General features: G+C 66.9%; 11 protein-coding genes. 4 read left to right on the top strand and 7 right to left on the bottom strand.

Annotated elements, in window-relative coordinates:
- Positions 1–3 precede the first annotated feature (3 nt).
- Positions 4–1041: a S41 family peptidase gene (locus CCR98_RS17745; protein WP_087923628.1), complete on the bottom strand. Its 1038-nt coding sequence runs from the start codon at positions 1039–1041 to the stop codon at positions 4–6.
- Between the two features lie 410 nt (positions 1042–1451).
- Here CCR98_RS17745 and CCR98_RS17750 point away from each other — a divergent pair, with 410 nt between their 5' ends.
- Positions 1452–1886 carry a hypothetical protein gene (locus CCR98_RS17750; RefSeq protein WP_087923629.1) on the top strand — a complete coding sequence of 145 codons (435 nt, stop codon included), beginning with the start codon at positions 1452–1454 and terminating at the stop codon, positions 1884–1886.
- Positions 1887–2208: 322 nt separating this feature from the next.
- On the opposite strand, the gene CCR98_RS17755 is transcribed toward CCR98_RS17750, so the two are convergent.
- The 6 genes from CCR98_RS17755 to CCR98_RS17780 all read right to left on the bottom strand — a co-directional run bounded on the left by CCR98_RS17755 (position 2209) and on the right by CCR98_RS17780 (position 11196).
- Entirely contained in the window at positions 2209–5235 is a 3027-nt protein-coding gene (locus CCR98_RS17755) for an autotransporter outer membrane beta-barrel domain-containing protein (protein WP_087923630.1), read from the bottom strand.
- A gap of 298 nt (positions 5236–5533) precedes the next feature.
- The gene (locus CCR98_RS17760) at positions 5534–6613 is read right to left on the bottom strand and encodes a heparan-alpha-glucosaminide N-acetyltransferase domain-containing protein (protein WP_232463046.1); all 1080 of its coding nucleotides are present in this window, start codon (positions 6611–6613) and stop codon (positions 5534–5536) included.
- A complete protein-coding gene (nagA, locus tag CCR98_RS17765; RefSeq protein WP_087923632.1) occupies positions 6613–7761 on the bottom strand; it encodes an N-acetylglucosamine-6-phosphate deacetylase in 1149 nt (382 codons plus the stop codon). Before nagA ends, CCR98_RS17760 begins: the two co-directional genes overlap by 1 nt.
- Positions 7761–8789, bottom strand: coding sequence for an SIS domain-containing protein (locus CCR98_RS17770; RefSeq protein ID WP_087923633.1), 1029 nt, complete (start codon positions 8787–8789; stop codon positions 7761–7763). The genes nagA and CCR98_RS17770 overlap by 1 nt, the downstream gene beginning before the upstream one ends.
- Positions 8790–8796: 7 nt before the next feature.
- A complete protein-coding gene (locus CCR98_RS17775; protein ID WP_006391719.1) occupies positions 8797–9864 on the bottom strand; it encodes a LacI family DNA-binding transcriptional regulator in 1068 nt (355 codons plus the stop codon).
- Between the two features lie 39 nt (positions 9865–9903).
- Positions 9904–11196: a sugar MFS transporter gene (locus tag CCR98_RS17780; protein WP_087923634.1), complete on the bottom strand. Its 1293-nt coding sequence runs from the start codon at positions 11194–11196 to the stop codon at positions 9904–9906.
- Between the two features lie 376 nt (positions 11197–11572).
- Here CCR98_RS17780 and CCR98_RS17785 point away from each other — a divergent pair, with 376 nt between their 5' ends.
- From CCR98_RS17785 to CCR98_RS17795, 3 genes are all read left to right on the top strand, one after another.
- A complete protein-coding gene (locus tag CCR98_RS17785; protein ID WP_087923635.1) occupies positions 11573–12589 on the top strand; it encodes a glucokinase family protein in 1017 nt (338 codons plus the stop codon).
- A 143-nt stretch (positions 12590–12732) separates the two neighbouring features.
- Positions 12733–15396, top strand: a complete 2664-nt coding sequence (locus CCR98_RS17790) for a TonB-dependent receptor (RefSeq protein WP_087923636.1) — start codon at positions 12733–12735, stop codon at positions 15394–15396.
- Positions 15397–15507: 111 nt separating this feature from the next.
- Positions 15508–17865 carry a family 20 glycosylhydrolase gene (locus CCR98_RS17795; RefSeq protein WP_087923637.1) on the top strand — a complete coding sequence of 786 codons (2358 nt, stop codon included), beginning with the start codon at positions 15508–15510 and terminating at the stop codon, positions 17863–17865.
- The last annotated feature ends 115 nt before the right edge of the window (positions 17866–17980 follow it).

A 17980-nucleotide genomic window follows, 5' to 3' on the forward strand; every position in this document is an offset into this window, starting at 1 on the left:
GGCTCAGTGGCCCTGGCAGGCGGGCTGGGCCAGCAGCCACGCTTGGGCGGCAGCCACCGTGGCGGCCTCCCCCTCGACGCGCTGGTCAGGCTCGATCTTCAACCCGTCGCCACGATCATTGCGGTCGCGCATCACGCTGGTGGTCAGCAGCAGGCGACTGCCATCGACAAGCGTGTGCACGACATTGCCGGTGGAGACACCTGCGGTCGGCTGGCCGAAACTCCGCGCCTGCGGGCGGCCACGCCACGCCAGCACCGAGGCCTCGCCCGAACTGCCGGTGCGGGGCCCGAACAGCACCGCCACTGGCGCGCCAGGCTGCCGCAGCACATAACCGGACTGGCCGAAATCCAGCAATGGCTTGCCTGCCAGCTGCACGGCGGTCGCCGTCAACGTCCAGCGCTGCGGCCCATGCGCGCTTTCGAACGAGCCCACGTCCTCGTTGTTCACCACCGAGGTGCGCAGCAGCGGTGCCATGCCCAACAGCATCGGCCACATGGCGCCACCGCCGTTGTCCCGCAGGTCGACGATCCAGCCACAGCGCGCGCCGTCGTCCTTGCTGCGGATGACCTGCTGCCAGCGCGCGGCACGCTGGATGTCCTGGCGGAATTTTTCCTGCGGCGTCGCGCCGGGCGTGGAGGCATAGCCCTCGATGACCACCCAGCCGATGCGCGCATCCACCGCATCAGCGGCCTTGGCCCGATCCACGGCGGCGGCGCCGGCCTGCTGCGCACGCGCAAGGGATTCGCGCTGGCGCTGGGGCGTGGTCCATGCACCATGGTGGCTAGTGCTGAGCGCAATGGCTTCGCGCAGAACGGCCAGCCGTCGCGCGGGGTCGCCCTGCGCCGATTGCAGGCGTAGACGAGTGGCGGGCCAGTCCACCCGGTCGCGATACAGTGCCTGGCGTTCAAGCAGGTTGAGAATCTCGGCCTCCGCCTCCGGCGAGGGCACTTCGATTGCCTTGGGCGTATCGGCCATGGCGTTGGCAGCCACCAGCGCGATCACCAGCGTACCAATACGACGCACTCCCTTGCGAACCTGCATGTGACGATTCCTTGTCGTTGAGTCAGGCGTGCAGCATAGCCCGCAGCTGATGGCTTCCGCCATGCGCGAACTGTCGTATCTGGCCCCGCCGCGGGTTGCAGCAAGACAGCCTGCACGCGATCAGAAAATTGCAACTTTGCCCATGTCATCGCCACGTAGAACACGAGAAGGTTGCCTCCGTCGGCGCCCCTTGTGCCGGCCGGGATTGGCGTCCTGAATCAAACATCAAAGCGATCGAGTTGCCGCCTCAGCGGCAATTGCGACAATGCACCTGCTTGCCCATGGCGGGCGGTGCGTGGGGATCCTCGTGATCCGTCGGCTTTTTTCGCTTTGATTTTGACCGGCACGCCAACCCGCACCGCCCGCCACCTTGCATCCCGCAGGTGGCCTTGCCCAGTGAGGTTGCCGCCATGAACACGCCCTACCCCACCTATCCACGCCTGCAGGCACTGCTCGGTGCTGCACTGCCCGGCCTGCAGCTGTCCACTACCGCAGCCGAAGCGTTGGAAGATGCGCTCGCCGAAGTCCACGAACAGGCGCCGCCCTCTGCATTCTTCGCGCGGTTGTGTGGTATCGCGCACAACCACGGGGCCGATGGGCAGCCGTGGCGCGAGCGGCAACTCAGCGAGGCGCGCGGTCGGGACCTGGCCGAGGCGACGCGTTGCCTTGCCGCATTGTCCGCGTGCGGCGGTGTGTTGCTGGCCGCGCAGTCGGCACGCGAGATGGACGATGTGTCGGCGCAGTGCCCGCCGCAGGTGGAAGAAGGGTTGCTGCATGCGGTGGTGGTGTTGGCCGATCATGCCGGGGCGTTGGTGGAACCGGATGCGTGCGCACAGCTGTTGTAGAGCCGAGCCTATGCTCGGCTGCGCGGAGGTCGCGGTGTCGGTGGGTTCTGTGCCGACCAAGGTCGGCACCTACCAGAGCAACGTCGTGGGGTCGGTGGGGTTCTGTGCCGACCAAGGTCGGCACCTACCAGAGCAACGTCATGGCGTCGGTGGGGTTCTGTGCCGACCAAGGTCGGCACCTACCAGAGCAACGTCGTGGGGTCGGTGGGATTCGTGCCGACCAAGGTCGGCACCTACCAGAGCAACGTCATGGTGTCGGTGGGGTTCTGTGCCGACCAAGGTCGGCACCCACCAGAGCGGGCCGTGACATCCGTACCGCGCGCTACCAGTCCGCGCGCAGGCCGATGTTGCCTTCGATGATGCGGCGCTCCTCGTTGCGGTCGCCACCCAACTCGCGCGTGTAGTCGGCCACGGCATAGGCGCTGATGGTGCGGTTGAAGCGCCCGACCACACCCACACCAGCTTCCAGTGCACGCGAGCGCTGCGAATTGACGATCACGTCATCGTCGAAGCCGATGCGATCCTCGCCGGAACGGCCATGCCAGTAGTTGAGCTTGAAATACGGCTGCCAGCCGTTGTCGGCCAACTGGTAATCGCCGGCCAGGCGCAGGCCGATGCGGCCAGTCCAGGCATTGTCGTTGTCGAAACGCACGCTCGATACTTCGTCGCGGCGGTCGTCCAGCGCGGTGCGTTGCCAGATCACCTGCACCTGCGGTTCCAGCCACCAAGCGGACTGACCGAAATGCAGCAGCGGCTTGCCGGCTTCCACCGACACGCTGGTGCCATCGCCCTTGATGCCAAAGCCGAGCCCACGCGAGGAACGCACGCGGCCGTCGTAGCGGCTCTGCATCGCCACGGCGTCGATGTAGCCACCAGTGCTGTCGGTGAACGTCCAGTACAGGCCCACGTGCTTGTCATCCAGGCGGTTCTGTCCCACCTGCACGTTCTCCCAGCCCAGTGCCAGGCCGGTGGTCTTGCCCTGCGCGCGGGTGCGGCCGACGAACACGCCGATCTGGTTGCGATGGTTTTCAGAGGCCGCAGCCCACACGTCCAGACCGGCCTGCAGGCCCATCACATCGCCATCGAATCCCGGCTGCGCATCACCCTTCCAGTGGATCTCGCTGCTCTGGCCCACCAACCGGCCCCAGGCAGTGCGGAATGCGCCCTGGTTGTACAGCAGGCGCTGCTCGCCCTGCCGCTCATGGAACGTGCCGAGGCTGGCCAGCGAGGTCTCGCGCAACAGCGGCGGCACCACGGCGTAGGCGGCGGTCTCCACGCGGTACAGCGGTACCACCGCACCTTCGGCCGGGCGTGCACCCGGCGTCGGCGGCGCACCGGTACCGGGCAAAGCACCACCGGCCACCGGCACGTCCGGCACCGCCGGATCGCTGGGCGGCGCCACCGGCGCTGGTTCCGGTGGCGGCGGTGGCGGCGCGGTCTCGCCCGCAGTCAGGTCCGGATCGGTGGCGCCTTCCGGCGGGGGGGGCGGCGCCGGGGTGATCGGTGGTGGTGGTGCCACCGGCGGCGTCAGTGGCGGTGGCGTGGCACTGCCGCCGCCATTGGGTGCCGGCGTCGGCCCGGTCACCAGCGTCGAGCGCAGGTACCAGTTTTCGCTGGTACCGGCACTGACACCGCCCTTGAACAGGAAGTACTCGTAGGCACCGGCCGCGACCGGTGCGAACAGCGAAAACGCGCCCGGCGCGGTGCTGCCACCATTCAAGGCCTGCACCACCAGGATGCCGTCGGCCAGCGTGGCAGCGCCGCTGCCGCCGGCGTTGAGCACGCCGATGCCGGTGGTGCCCGTAGCTGTACCGCCATCGATCACCAGCCGGTCGCTGGTGGAATTGTCCGCGCCCAGCACGGTGCGCAGGTACAGGCCACCACCGTCACCGCGGTAGTTGCCGCGCACGGTGAACACATCCCCGGCGCCGGCGCCGGTCAGGTCGATGCGCCCGGCATTGACCATCTCCACCAGCGCGCCACTGTTGAACGGGCGGATGGCATGACCACCGCTGCCCGCGTAAATGGTACTGGTGTCGTCCACCGTGAGCGTGCCGGTGCCGGTCCCGCTGTCGCCCAGCACCAGATCACCATCGAAGGTCAGCTCGGTGCTGTTGGCCAGGCTGATCGTCTCCCAGTTCTGGAAACGGCCCACGCCTGCGGTCTTGACGTTGCTGAGGTTGAGCTGGTCGATGCCACTGCCACCGTCGAACAGCGGCACCGCACCGAGGTTGCCCTGGTTGAGGTTGCTGAGGTTGGCCACGTCACTGTCCGGGCCCATGTCGATCGCACCGTAGACGATACCGCCGCCATTCCAGTTGAAGGTGTCGTTGCCGGTACTGAGCAACACCTGGCCACGCACGGTGCCATCGGTGATGGTCACGCTGTCGGCGCCGCCACTGACGCTGATGTTGCCGCCGATATACGCCGTACCCGAGATGATGATGGTGTCGGTATCGAAGCCGGTCACCACGTTGCCGTCCACGGTGCCGCCGGACTGGTCCCACAGGTTCTTGTCCAGCTTCATGTTGACGCGACCGATGCGGCCACCGGTCATCCACGCCTGGTCGCCATCCTCGAACGCGCCGATGATGCGGCCACCGCTCATGCGGAAGGTATCGATGTTGTCGCCCTGCTGCAGCGCGCCGATCGTGCCGCCACTCATGACGAAATCATCGCGGCCACTGCCCTGCGCCACCACGCCGGTGACGGTGCCGCCAGTGACGGTCATCTGGTCGTCGCCACTACCCTGGTCGACGCTGTCGATGGTGCCATTGCTCAGCAGCAGCACATCGTTGCCATCGCCCTGCAGGACGCCGCCGGAGATGCTGCCTGCCTGCATCTCCACGCGATCATTGCCGGCGCCGAACTGCACGCCGTTGCGCCCACTGATCGTTCCGCTGTTGACCAGCACGCTGTCGCCGGCGCCAACGAACTGCAGGGCCGTGTTGTTGCCGGTGCTGATGCTGCCGGTATTTTCGACGCGGCTGCCGCCGCCAAGCTGGACCGCCACGCCGCCCACCGAACTGATCGTGCCGAGGTTGGAGAGCAGGTGCCCGCCGGCCCCGAGCAGCGAAATCGCGCTGCCACCACCGCTCTGCTGCAGCTGCGCCGTGTTGGCGACATTGACGGTGATACCGGCCGCGCCAGTGGCGGTGACGGGAACAGTCTGCGGATTCGGCGCGCTGGCATCGCAGGTGACCGTCTGGCCCGCGGCCGGGGTGACATTGTCACAGCCGGCCCAGGCGACACCAGCGGTCAACAGCATGACAGACGGGACAGCCAGGGCCTGCAGCAGGGAAACAGTGAGGCGGCGCGGACGCAAAGCGCGCGGGACGGCACGGGACATACAGCACTCCTGGACAGGGGATCAGGAACTGCGGACATGCGGTACTGCGGGCTCAGTCTGCCGTGATGTGAACCGTTCCGATAGGTGAACTTGCGTGTTGGCTATCACAGTTCAGCTGCGAACTTGATCGGGCATCACCTCACCTCTACGTCGCTGAAACTGTTCATCGTGGCGGTGATCGCGAGCCTCGCGGAGAGCATCCACGCATGGCGTGGATCTACCGGGCGAGGGGCGAACGCGATGGAGGCGGATTGTTCAGTAGATCCACGCCCTGCGTGGATGTGGCACGCTGCCGGGGTCAGATCTTCAGATAGATCTTCCGTCGGTCCAGCCACCACGCCACACCCCACCACAGCGCGACGAACGCCAGCGCCTGCAGCATCGACGCCAGTTCCAGCGCCTGCGGCATTGCATTGGCCAGCTGCAGCCAGATCCAGCCCCAGGCGCCGGTCGCCATCAGCACCACCGACATCACCGATGCGCCCAGATACGCGGTGATCGCATTGACCCCGAAGCGCCGGCCCAACGCCGGCCAGCCCTTCTGGTCGATCAGCACGTGTCCCAGCCACAGCGCCAGCGCGGCCAGGCCGCCGGTCCACAGCACATAGCTGGGCGTCCATAGCTGCTTGTTCAGCGGCAGCACCGTAGCCAGCAGCAGGCCCAGCACGGCGGTTGCCACACCCAGGCCGGCCAATGCCGCCGGACGCCCGTTGCGCAGCAGGCCACCGGCAATCAGGCCGAGCACGGTACTGGCCAGCGCACCCAGCGTGCTCAGCAATCCTTCGGGGTCATGTCCGAGCCCGGTATCGGCGTGCCACTGGTAGATCCACGGTGCGAACAGCGTGGTATCCAGGCGGCTGGCCGGGTTTGTCCATGGCGCCAGGTCACCGATGCCCAGCAGCACGGTATACCCCACCAGCAGCGTGACCAGCACGGCCGCCTGCGCGCGCGGACGGGCATACACGGCCAACACCCCCACCAGCGCCGCACATACTGCAATCCGCTGCAGCACGCCCCATATGCGGAAATGATGGGTATGCAGTGCCCACCAGATCAACAGGTGCAGCAACACACCGGCCAACAGGATGCGCAGCGCACGCTCCAGTACGCCGCGCGCCAATGCCGGCCGTGCCGCTGCATCCAGCGCGCGTGGCGCCACGCTGAAGGCCATCGACACGCCTACCAGGAACAGGAAGAACGGGAACACCAGATCGGTGGGCGTGCAGCCATGCCATTCCGAATGGCGCAGCGGCGCGAACACCGCGCTCCAGTCACCCGGATTGTTGACCAGCAGCATTGCCGCCACGGTGATGCCACGCAGGGCATCGATCGAGCCCAGGCGGCGCGGCGGCATACTTCCCTTCAAGGGATCGGCCATCAGGCGGCCTCGTACTGTCCGGCAATCCAGGTGCCACGCACCTGCAGGGCATCATCCAGCAGGACCAGGTCGGCCTGGTAGCCCTCGGCAATATGGCCCAGGCGGTCGTCGACGTTGAGGAACTGCGCCGGATAGGTCGAGGCCATGCGCGCCGCTTCGGCCAGCGGTTGGCCGAGCAGCTGCACGGTATTGCGCACGGCGGTGGCCATGTCCAGCGCCGAACCCGCCAGCGAACCGGCGGCATTGCGCACCACGCCGTCGATGGCGGTGATGGTTTCGCCATACAGCACGTAGCTGGGATCATCGGCACCGACCGGCGGCATCGCGTCGGTCACCAGCAGCAGGCGGCCGCGCGGCTTGGCCGCCAGCGCCACGCGCAGGCTGGCCGGATGCACATGCACGCCATCGACGATGATGCCGATCCAGCTGTCGCGGTCTTCCAGCGCAGCGCCCACCGCGCCGGGCTCACGCCCCTGCAGCGGCGACATCGCGTTGTACAGATGGGTGAAGCCACGCACGCCGGCATCCAGGCCGTCGCGGATCTCTTCGTAGGTGCCTGCGGTGTGCCCAGCAGCAACGATCACGCCACGCTCGACCAGCGCGCGGATGGTCTCCAGCGGCACGCGCTCGGGCGCCAGCGTCAGCAGGGTCACGCCGTTGTCGAGCGATGCGGCCAGCGCAATCTCCGCTTCGTCCGGCACGCGGAACTTGCTGGCATCGTGCGTGCCCTTGCGGGCCGGCGCGATGTACGGGCCCTCCAGATGGATGCCGATCACGCCCGGCACGCCCTGCGCGATCGCTGCTCGCATCGCACCGATCGCCTCGCGCATCACGCCCACGTCATCGCTGATCAGCGTGGGCAGCATCGCGGTGGTGCCAAAGCGGCGGTGCGCCTGCGCCATGGTGCGCAGTGCCGCTACGTCCGGCGTGTTGTTGAACAGCGCACCGCCGCCGCCATTGACCTGCACATCGATGAAGCCGGGCAGCAGCCAGCCACCGCCCAGGTCCACCTGCTCGGCGGCCTGGCCCAGCTGCGGTGCGGCATCAGGTAGCAGCGCGCTGATGCGACCGTCCTCGATCACCACCGCCAGGTCGTCGCGGAATTCATCGCCGGCGAGGATGCGGGCGTTGCGCAGCACCGTTGCCATCACACCGTCTCCGTAACCTTGTTCAGGTGTGGCGGCAGGTCCGGGTTGAAGCCACGGCGCAACGCCAGCGCATTGATCGCGCGGTAGAAGCTCTGCACGGTCAGCAGCGGTGCGCACAGCGGGTGCGGCGCGGGCGCCACCGGCAGGTTGCCACCGGCACCGGCCATCCACACCTGCGCGCCTCGCGAAGTGAACTCCTCGACCACCGCTCGGGTGCCGGCGCCGGTTTCATCGGGCTGCGCGAAGGCCAGCACCGGGAAGCCACGGTCAACCAGTGCCATCGGGCCGTGCTTGACCTCGGCCGAGCTGTAGGCTTCGGCGTGCAGGCTGCAGGTTTCCTTGAACTTCAGCGCCGCTTCCTGTGCGGCACCCAGGCCCAGACCGCGGCCGAGCACGAAGAGGTTGGTGGCATCGACCAGGCCTTCGGTCACCGCGCTCCAGTCGCACTGCCAGGCCTCACGCATCGCGTCCGGCAGCAGGTCCAGCGCGGCGCGCAGGCTGCTGTCCTGCTTCCAGTACGCGGCCAGCTGCAGCAGTGCAGCCAACGAGGCCAGGTAGCTCTTGGTCGCCGCCACGCTCTTTTCGGCACCGGCATGCAGCGGAATGACCGTGTCGGCCAGCTGCGCCAGCGGTGAATCCTCGACGTTGACCAGCGCGACCACGCGCGCGCCGGCGGCCTTGGCAGCTTCCGCATTGCGCAGCAGGTCCGGGCTCTTGCCCGACTGCGAAATGACGATGAACAGCGCACCGCGCAGCTGCAGCGGTGCGGCATAGACCGACCCCACCGACGGCGAGGCCGAAGCAACCACCAGGCCCAGCTGGGTTTCCAGCAGGTACTTGCCGTAGGTGGCGGCATGGTCGGAGCTGCCGCGTGCGCAGGTGACCACGAACGGCGGCGGTGCAGCGCGCAGGCTGGCGGCCAGGGTTTCCATGGTGGCGTGGTTGCGCGAGAACTGGCGCGCGACCACGTCGGCCGCTTCAGCGGCCTCGGCAAACATCAGGGTGGCAGTGGGGTCTGACAGCGACATGGCAGGCTCAGGCAGGATCGGAAGGAAGGGGGCGTGCGCCAGCCGGGCGCATCGGCGCGGTCGAACCGCGCACCACCAGCTGCGGCACGAAGCCCTGGTTGTGCAGCGGGGCCGGCGCATCGTCGTAGGCATCGCTGCGCAGTTGTGCGATCAGCAGTCGCGCGGCATGGCGGGCGATGTCTTCGGTGGCCTGCTTGGCGGTGGTCAGCGGCGGCCACGACTGGCGCGAGAACGGGCTGTCCTCGAAACCGGCGATGGACAGGTCGTACGGTACGTTCATGCCGGCCGACTTCGCTGCGGCCAGCACGCCGGCGGCGATTTCGTCGTTGGAACCGAAGATGGCGGTGGGCGGTTCGCGCAGCGCCAGCAGGCGGCGCGCGCCTCGGAAGCCATCGTCGAAGGTGTAGTCGCCCTGCACCACCAGGTGCTTGTCCACGGTCATGCCGTAGTCCTTCAGCGCGGCTTCGTAACCGGCATAGCGCTCGCCCGAGGACCGGTGCGAGATGCCGCCCCAGAGGAAGCCGATGCGCTGGTGGCCCAGCTGGATCAGGTGCTCGGTGATCTCGTAGGCCGCCTCGCGGTCGTCGACGAACACGCAGGCACCGTCAGCCGGATCTTCGGTGGCCGCAATGATGCGCACCAGCTTGATGCCACGCGCGGTCAACGCCTGGATCAGGTCGCGGCGCTCGGACATCGGTGCGGTCAGCACCAGCCCGGCCAGGCGCGAACGCTGCACCCAGTCGGCCAGCTCATCGGCCAGCAGCGGAGAGCTGGAATCGCAGGGATGGATCTGCAGGCCGAAGCCGGTCTCGCGGCAGGCAGCGAGCACGCCGTTCTGCACGCCGATGATGTGGTACGGGTTCGGGTTGTCGTAGACCAGCCCGATCACGAAGGTAGTGCCGCTGCGCAGGTTGCGTGCGGACGGATCGGGCTCGTAATCGAGTTCGGCGATCGCACGCAGCACCCGCGCACGGGTGGCTTGCATCACCGAAGGCTCGTTGTTGATCACCCGCGAGACCGTCTTCAGCGAGACCTTGGCCTTCTCCGCAACGTCCTTGATGGTCGCTCTGCGCATGGGTTTTCCCTGGGGTTGGCTGCCGTCCATCATCGCCGATCAGGCCTTGTCCTGCGGCAGGCCGGCGCGATGGCCGATCACCGAGTAGAACAGGATGTACAGGTAGCACGGCACCATCAGCAGCACGAACACCAGCTGGAAGTCGATGTGCTGCTTGAGCACGGCGAACAGCTGCGGAATGATCGCGCCGCCGGCGATGCCCATCACCAGCAGGGCCGAGCCGGTCTCGGTGAAGCGGCCCAGGCCGCGGATCGCCAGCGGGAAGATGGCCGGCCACATCATGGCGTTGGCAAAGCCCAGCAGCGCCACGAAGGCCACCGAGACGTAGCCGTGCGTAGCCCAGGCGCCCAGGCAGAACACCACGCCCATCACTGCCGAAATGGTCAGGTAGCGCGACTGCGAGACCAGGCCGGGGATCGCCAGCAGGCCGACCACGTAGCCGGCCAACATCGCCCCCAGCGTCAGCGAGGTGAACATCTTGGTCTGGTCCAGCGGCAAGCCGAAACCGTGGCCGTAGGTGCCGATCGCATCACCGGCCATGACTTCCACGCCTACGTAGACGAACAGGCACAGCACGCCCAGCCACAGATGCGGGAACTGGAAGATGCTGCGGCGCTCGGCCGTTCCCGGTGCACCTGACGGCGTTGCATTGGCTTCGGAGGACTTGATCTCCGGCAAAGGCGAGAACAGGACGGCCACCGCCAGCACCACCAGCAGCGCGGCCATCGCCAGGTACGGCGCATGGATCTTGGCGGCGAATTCGTTCAACAACTGCGCCTTGGTGGCTTCATCCGCAGCGGCCACCGTGGCCGAGAGATCACCGATGCCATGCAGCACCAAGGTGCCGATCAGCACCGGCGCCAGGATGCCGGCGATCTTGTTGCAGATGCCCATCAGCGCGATGCGGCGTGCCGCCGTCTCGATCGGGCCGAGGATGGAGATGTAGGGGTTGATCGCGGTCTGCAGCAGGGCCAGGCCGCTGCCGATCACGAACAGGCCGCCGAGCGCGCCCGGGTACCAGCGCTGGGTGGCGAACTCACCGAACAACGCAGCACCACCGGCCATCACCAGCAGGCTCAGGCTCAGGCCCTTCTTCATGCCGGTGCGGCGCAGGATCCATGAGGCCGGCAGGGCGAGGAAGAAGTAGGACAGGTAGAACACCATCAGCACCAGGAAGGCACCGACCTCGCTGAGTTCGAAGGCGAGCTTGACGAAGGTGATCAGCGGGCCGTTGAGCCAGGTGAAGAAGCCGATCAGGAAGAACAACACGCCAACGATGGCGATGGAGGTGGCCACGTTCGGGCGCGCGCTTGCAGCGGGGACGGCGGACATCAGGAGGGCTCCTGCGGCGACGGCCGCAGAACGCGGCGTCGGAGAGTGGCTGGGAACAACGTTGTCACATTCTTTCGGTGGACAACCGCGGTTTGTCAACTTCCATGCACGCCGCCTTCAAGCTCGTGCTGCACTGCGCAAGCCGACTGCAGTGCTCCGCGCTGAATGCGCGGCAGGCCTAGAGCCCCATGCAGCAACGGTTCCCACGTGAAACCCGCACTCACGTCATGTAAACGTTTACTGCCTGCCGCATTCGTTGCGGCGCAGCAACGAAAGTGTCACGAACTCGTTGACATCGTTGTCAGCAGGGTTACAGACTCCGCCCCAATCGCCGCCCCCGATCCCGGGGCCGGCCCCACCTGAAGCAGGAGCCCGCGTGACCGCCAGCCACCCCGCCCCGGCCCATGTCCTGTCCCGCGTCGCGCCCTCGTTCCTGGCCGCGGACGTCGGTGGCACCCATGTGCGCGTGGCCCGGGTCCAGGCCAGCGGTGATGCCGCCCACCCGGTGCAGGTGCTGGAGTACCGCAAGTACCGCAATGCCGACCACGCCGGCCTCAGCGCGATCCTGTCCGACTTCCTCGGCGAAGGCCCGCGGCCCACGCATTGCGTGGTCGCCAGCGCCGGCTATGCCCGCGAGGACGGCACGGTGATCACCGCCAACCTGCCGTGGCCGCTGTCGGCGCGCCAGGTCGAAGCGGACGTCGGCCTGCAGCGGGTCTACATCGTCAACGACTTCGAAGCGGTGGCCTATGCCGCCGCGCAGGTGGACGCCAGCGGCGTGCTGCACCTGTGCGGGCCGGACACCGCCGCGCGTGGCCCGACCCTGGTGGTCGGCCCCGGCACCGGCCTCGGCGCCGCGCTGTGGATCCCCACCGCGCATGGTCCGGTGGTCCTGCCGACCGAAGCCGGCCAGCCGACCCTGGCCGCCAGCACCGAACTTGAAATGGCCATCGTCCGCCACATGCAGCGCGACCGCGCCCACGTGTCGATCGAACATGCGATCTCCGGCCCGGGCCTGATGAACCTGTACCGCGCGGTGTGCGCACTGCAGGGGCAGGCACCGACCCTGGCCAGTCCCGATGCGGTCACCGCCGCCGCCATGGCCGACGCCGATGCGCATGCACGCCAGGCGCTGGATGTGTTCTGCGGCCTGCTCGGCAGCACCGTCGGCGACATGGCGCTGTTCTACGGCGCCCATGGTGGCGTCTACCTGGCCGGCGGCATCCTGCCGCAGATCCGCGAATACCTGCACGCCAGCACCTTCGTCGAACGCTACCTGCAGAAGGGGCCGATGGGCGAAGCGCTGGCACGCATCCCGGTGAAGGTCGTCGAGCACGGCCAGCTGGGCGTGGTCGGCGCTGCCAGCTGGTACCTGCAGCAGTCGGCCGCCTGACACCGCAACAGGCTTCAACGCAATCGCAGCACGCTGTACGTGGCACGCCAACGCACGGGACTTCGCCGCCGCCCCGCGCATGTCATCGCAACCGCAACCGAACACCGCCGCCGGCATCCAATCGAGTGATGAGGAGAGACATCATGAACACCCGCAAGACCCTGCTTTCGGCCGCCATCGTCAGCTGCATCGCCTTCAGTGCGCACGCGCAGCAGGCCGCCCCGACCGCCACCGACCTGGACACCGTGACTGTCACGGGCATCCGCGGTTCGATGGAAAAGTCGCTGGACACCAAGCGCGAAGCCAATGCGCGCGTGGAAGTGGTCACCGCCGAAGACGTGGGCAAGCTGCCGGCGCACAACGTCGCCGACACCCTGCAGCGCCTGCCGGGCGTGAACATCAGCTCGTCCAGCGCCGATGAAGGCGGCTTCGACGAAGCCGACCGTGTCAGCCTGCGCGGCACCAGCCCGAGCCTGACCCAGACCCTGATCAACGGCCACACCGTCGGCTCGGCCGACTGGTTCGTGCTCAGCCAGGGCAACAACGTCGGCCGCAGCGTCAGCTACTCGCTGCTGCCGTCGGAACTGGTCAGCTCGGTGGAAGTGAACAAGTCCTCGCAGGCCAAGCTGCAGGACGGCGGCACCACCGGTACCGTCAACATCATCACCCGCAAGCCGCTGGAATTCTCCAAGCCGTTCACCGCAGAAGGCTCGATCGGCATGGTGCGTTCGGACCAGGCCAAGTCGAACGACCCGCAGTACTCGGCACTGTTCAACTACAAGAACGACGAAGGCACCTTCGGTGTGATGGTGCAGGGCTTCAGCCAGAAGCGCGAGCTGCGCCGTGAAGCGCAGGAAATCCCGGGCGGCTTCTTCAAGATCGGCGCGGACGATCCGGTTGCCAGGACCAATCCGGACCTCATCGGCGTCAACGTTCCGGGCCTGCTGGGTTCGACCCTGTTCGAACAGACCCGTGAGCGCAAGGGTGGCCTGGTCTCGCTGCAGTTCAAGCCGATGGACAGCCTGACCCTTGGCCTGAACGGTTTCAGCTCCGAGCTGAAGGCGAACAACTACAACCGCAACTTCATGATGTTCGGCAACAGCTTCGCCAAGTCACAGGCGCCGGATCCGGGCTACGTGGTCAAGGATGGCGTGCTGACCAACGCCACCTATGCAGGCGTGCCGGGCACCAACTACGCGGTGTACGACATGATCTACCGCGAGTCGAAGGCCAAGTCGAGCTACGTCACCTTCGATGCCGACTGGCAGATCAACGACAACCTGACCGCCAAGTTCCAGGCCGGCAGCACCAAGGGCACCGGCGAGACGCCGCGCCAGTACATTGCCGAAGTGACCCTGGCCGGCGGCGGTGGCGCCAGCTGGGCCACCCACGGCAACGGCTCGCCGATCGACTGGAATGTCGGCGGCGATATCTCGCCCAACGGCGTGACCAGCTTCGGCACCTGGGGCAACCAGCAGGTCACGGCTGAAGACAAGGAGAAGTGGGCCACGCTCGACTTCAACCAGTACTTCAACGATGGCGGCGTGCTGAGCTCGATCGACTTCGGCCTGCGTTTCGCCGACCACAAGCGCGAAGCGCTGTCGCCGGAAGGTGCAACCCCGGGTGACATCTGGAGCGCGCTGAAGAACGGTGCGACGGCCAACTATCCCAACGGCTTTGCCGGTGACATCGGCGGCACCTTCCCGCGCAACCTCTGGTACTTCACCCCGGGCGCGCTGAAGGACGCGGTGACCAACAACTCCACCTGGCTGGCCGGCAATGATGGCCCGACCGGTCGCCACAACTACGGCGCCGAGTGGAAGGTGAAGGAAAAGAACTTCGCCGGCTACGTGCAGGCCAACTTCCGCGGCGACTGGTGGAGCGGCAACGTCGGCCTGCGCTACGTCAACATCAAGCAGGACATCGATACCTACAACGCCGTCAGCAAGGCCGCCGACGCCGACGTCAGCAGCCTGTTCGGCATGTGGGAGCGCCTGGCCTTCCAGAACAAGCGCAACCGTGTGCTGCCCAGCGCCAACATCAAGTTCGATCTGGACGACTCGCTGGTGCTTCGCGTCGCCGCCTCGCAGACCCAGACCCTGCCGGACTACTCGGCACTGGGTGCCTCCTCGTACGGTTCGGACCTGAACCGCACCGGCGGCGGTGGCAATCCGAACCTCAAGCCGACCCTGTCGACCAACCTGGATGCCAACCTGGAGTGGTACTTCATGCCGCGCGGCCTGCTGTCGGTGGGCGCGTACCACATGAACCTGAAGGACTACATCGCCTTCGACGTGGTCTCGCGCCAGCTGTACAGCGAACTGACCAACCAGCTTGAGACCTACCAGATCTCCACCCCGATCAATGCCGACGGCAAGGTCACCGGCGTGGAAGTGGCCTACGAACAGCCGATCGGCGAGTACTTCGGCGTCAATGCCAACTACACCTACGCCAACGGCACCACCTCGCACACCTGGTCGGACGGCTCCCACAACCTGCTGGGCACCTCGAAGAACACCTACAACGTGGGTGCCTACTTCGAGAACGAGCGCTTTGGCGCCCGCGTCAGCTATACCCGCCGTTCCTCGTTCCTGATCAGCCTGTCGGGCACCAACCCGTACTACCAGGATGACTTCGGCACGCTGTCGGCTTCGCTGAGCTACAAGGCCACCGACTGGCTGAGCATCACCCTGGACGGCCTGAACCTCAACAACCCGACCTACAAGTACTACCAGACCGCGGCCATCCCGACCTCGTTCTACAGCAACGGCCGCCAGTACTACCTCAACTTCCGCTTCAAGTACTGATCCAGCGGCGGCAACATCGCCGAGTCGTGCACGCACGCCGGGCCTGGGTCATTCCGGGCCCGGCGTTTTTCATGTATAGCGTTCATCGCACCGTTCCAAGGAGTCGTTCCGATGGTCAAGCCTTCCCGCGCCCGGATGCGCAGCGCACTGCTGCTGGGCAGCCTGCTCGCGATGTTGCCGGCACTGCCGGTAGTCGCCGCCGATCCCACGCCTGCTGCTGAAGCACCCGGCCCGCAGCTGCGGGCCGGCAGCCTGATGCTGATTCCGGCCCCGGCCACGGTGCAGCGCGGTCAGGGCAGCGGCATCACCGTGCGCACTGATACCGTGCTGCACGCCGAAGGCGAGGCTGCGCAACGGGTCGCCACCCAGTTCGCCGACCTGCTGGCCCGCAGTGGCGGCCCGCGCCTTTCGCTGGCCGAGGGCAAGGCGGCTACCCGCAGTGGCGGCATCCGCTTCCAGATTGTGCCCACCTTCCGCGACAGCGGCGAAAGCTACACGCTGGAAAGCACCGCGCAGGGCGTGCTGGTGCAGGCCGGCAACGAAACCGGCCTGTTCTATGGCGCGACCACGCTCGCCCAGCTCGCTACCGGCGGCAGCAACGGCGTGCTGCCAGCGGTGCAGATCCAGGATGCGCCGCGCTTCAGCTGGCGCGGTTTCATGCTCGACTCTGCACGGCATTTCCAGAGCCTGGACGAGATCAAGCGCGTGCTCGACGCAATGGCTGCGCACAAGCTCAACACCTTCCATTGGCACCTGACCGATGACCAGGGCTGGCGCATGGAGATCAAGCGCTACCCGAAGCTGACCGACGTGGGCAGCTGCCGCCTGCCGGCCGGTGACGGTGGCATCGATCCGGTCACTGGCAAGGAGCATCCGTACTGCGGCTTCTACACGCAGGACCAGATCCGCGAAGTGATCGCCTATGCCGCGAAGCTGCATATCCAGGTGATTCCGGAAATCGATGTGCCCGGCCATGCCACCGCTGCGATTGCCGCGTACCCGGAACTGGGTTCGATCAACACCCCGCTGAAGCCGATCAGCGAATGGGGCGTGTTCCCGAACCTGTTCAACGTGGAAGACAGCACCGTCACCTTCCTGGAGAACGTGCTGGAGGAAGTGATCGAACTGTTCCCGGCCAGGTATGTGCACGTGGGCGGCGACGAGGCAGTCAAGGACCAGTGGGAAGCCTCCAGGCAGGTGCAGCAGCGCATGCGTGCACTGGGCATCAAGGATGAGATGGCCATGCAGAGCCACATCATCAAGCGCCTGGAGACGTTCCTGGAGGAACACGACCGACGCCTGATCGGCTGGGATGAGATCCTCGAAGGCGGTCTGCCGCCGCAGGCCACGGTGATGTCGTGGCAGGGCACCGAAGGCGGCCTGGCTGCGGCCAGTGCCGGGCATGACGTGATCATGTCGCCGGTCGGCTACCTGTACCTGGACTACCTGCAGACGGCGTCGCCGAACGAACCGCCGGGCCGCCCGACCCAGGTCAACCTCGGCAAGCTCTACAACTTCGAGCCGGTGCCGGCCGAACTGGACGCAGACAAGCGCGGGCACATCCTCGGCCTGCAGGCCAACATGTTCACCGAACACACGCGCAGCTACGCACGCCTGCAGCACAACCTGTTCCCGCGCCTGGCCGCCGTGGCCGAGACCGGCTGGAGCACGCCGGAACATCGCGATTTCCGCGATTTCCTCGCACGCCTGCCGGCACAGCTGCAGCGCTACCGTGCCTGGGGCTTGGCCTATGCGCAGACCCCGTTCGAAGTAGGCGTGGACTACACCGACAACCGCGCGGACAACACGGTGACGATGTCGCTGGCCAATCCACTGGGTTATGAAGTGCGCTACAGCACCGATGGCCAGCCGGTGACCGCGCAGTCGCCGCTGTACCGTCAACCGCTGACCGAAACGCTGCCCGCCACCGTGCAGGCCGCCGCGTTCTACCAGGGCCAGATGCTGGCCGCGAAGCCGACGGCCGCAGACTTCACCGCGCAGTCGTTGCTCAGCCGCCGCAGCGATGAGCTGCTCAGCTGCGTAGGCAAGAAGGGGCTGGTGCTGCGCCTGGAAGACGATGGCCCGCGCGAAGGCCCCCGTGCGGTGTTCAACGTGGACATCTTCCAGCCGTGCTGGCGCTGGCCGCAAGCGCAGCTGGACGGCATCGGCAGCGTGGAAGTGCGTGCGGGCCGCATTCCGTACTACTTCCAGCTGGCCCATGACGAACCCAAGCGTCGCTTCGAGAAGGCCAAGCGCGCGCATGGCGAGATGCTGGTGCGTCGCGGCGATTGCAGCGGCAAGGTGCTCGCTGAGGTACCGCTGCCGGCCACGCCGGATGCCGATGGCTTCGTGACCCTGCGTGCAGCGTTGCCGAAGGGTACACAGGGTACCGGTGACCTGTGCATCAACTTCACCGGCGACACGCGCCCGGCGATGTGGGTGCTGGATGAGGTCACGCTGGGGAAATGACGGCAGGTCTGCCCTGCTGGGTGCCGACCCTGGTCGGCACCTCGGGCAGTTCATCCACGCGCGGCGTGGATCTACTGAGATTCCATCCACGCGCGGCGTGGATCTACTGAGATTC

The sequence above is a fragment of the Stenotrophomonas sp. WZN-1 genome (assembly GCF_002192255.1).
GTDB lineage: Bacteria > Pseudomonadota > Gammaproteobacteria > Xanthomonadales > Xanthomonadaceae > Stenotrophomonas.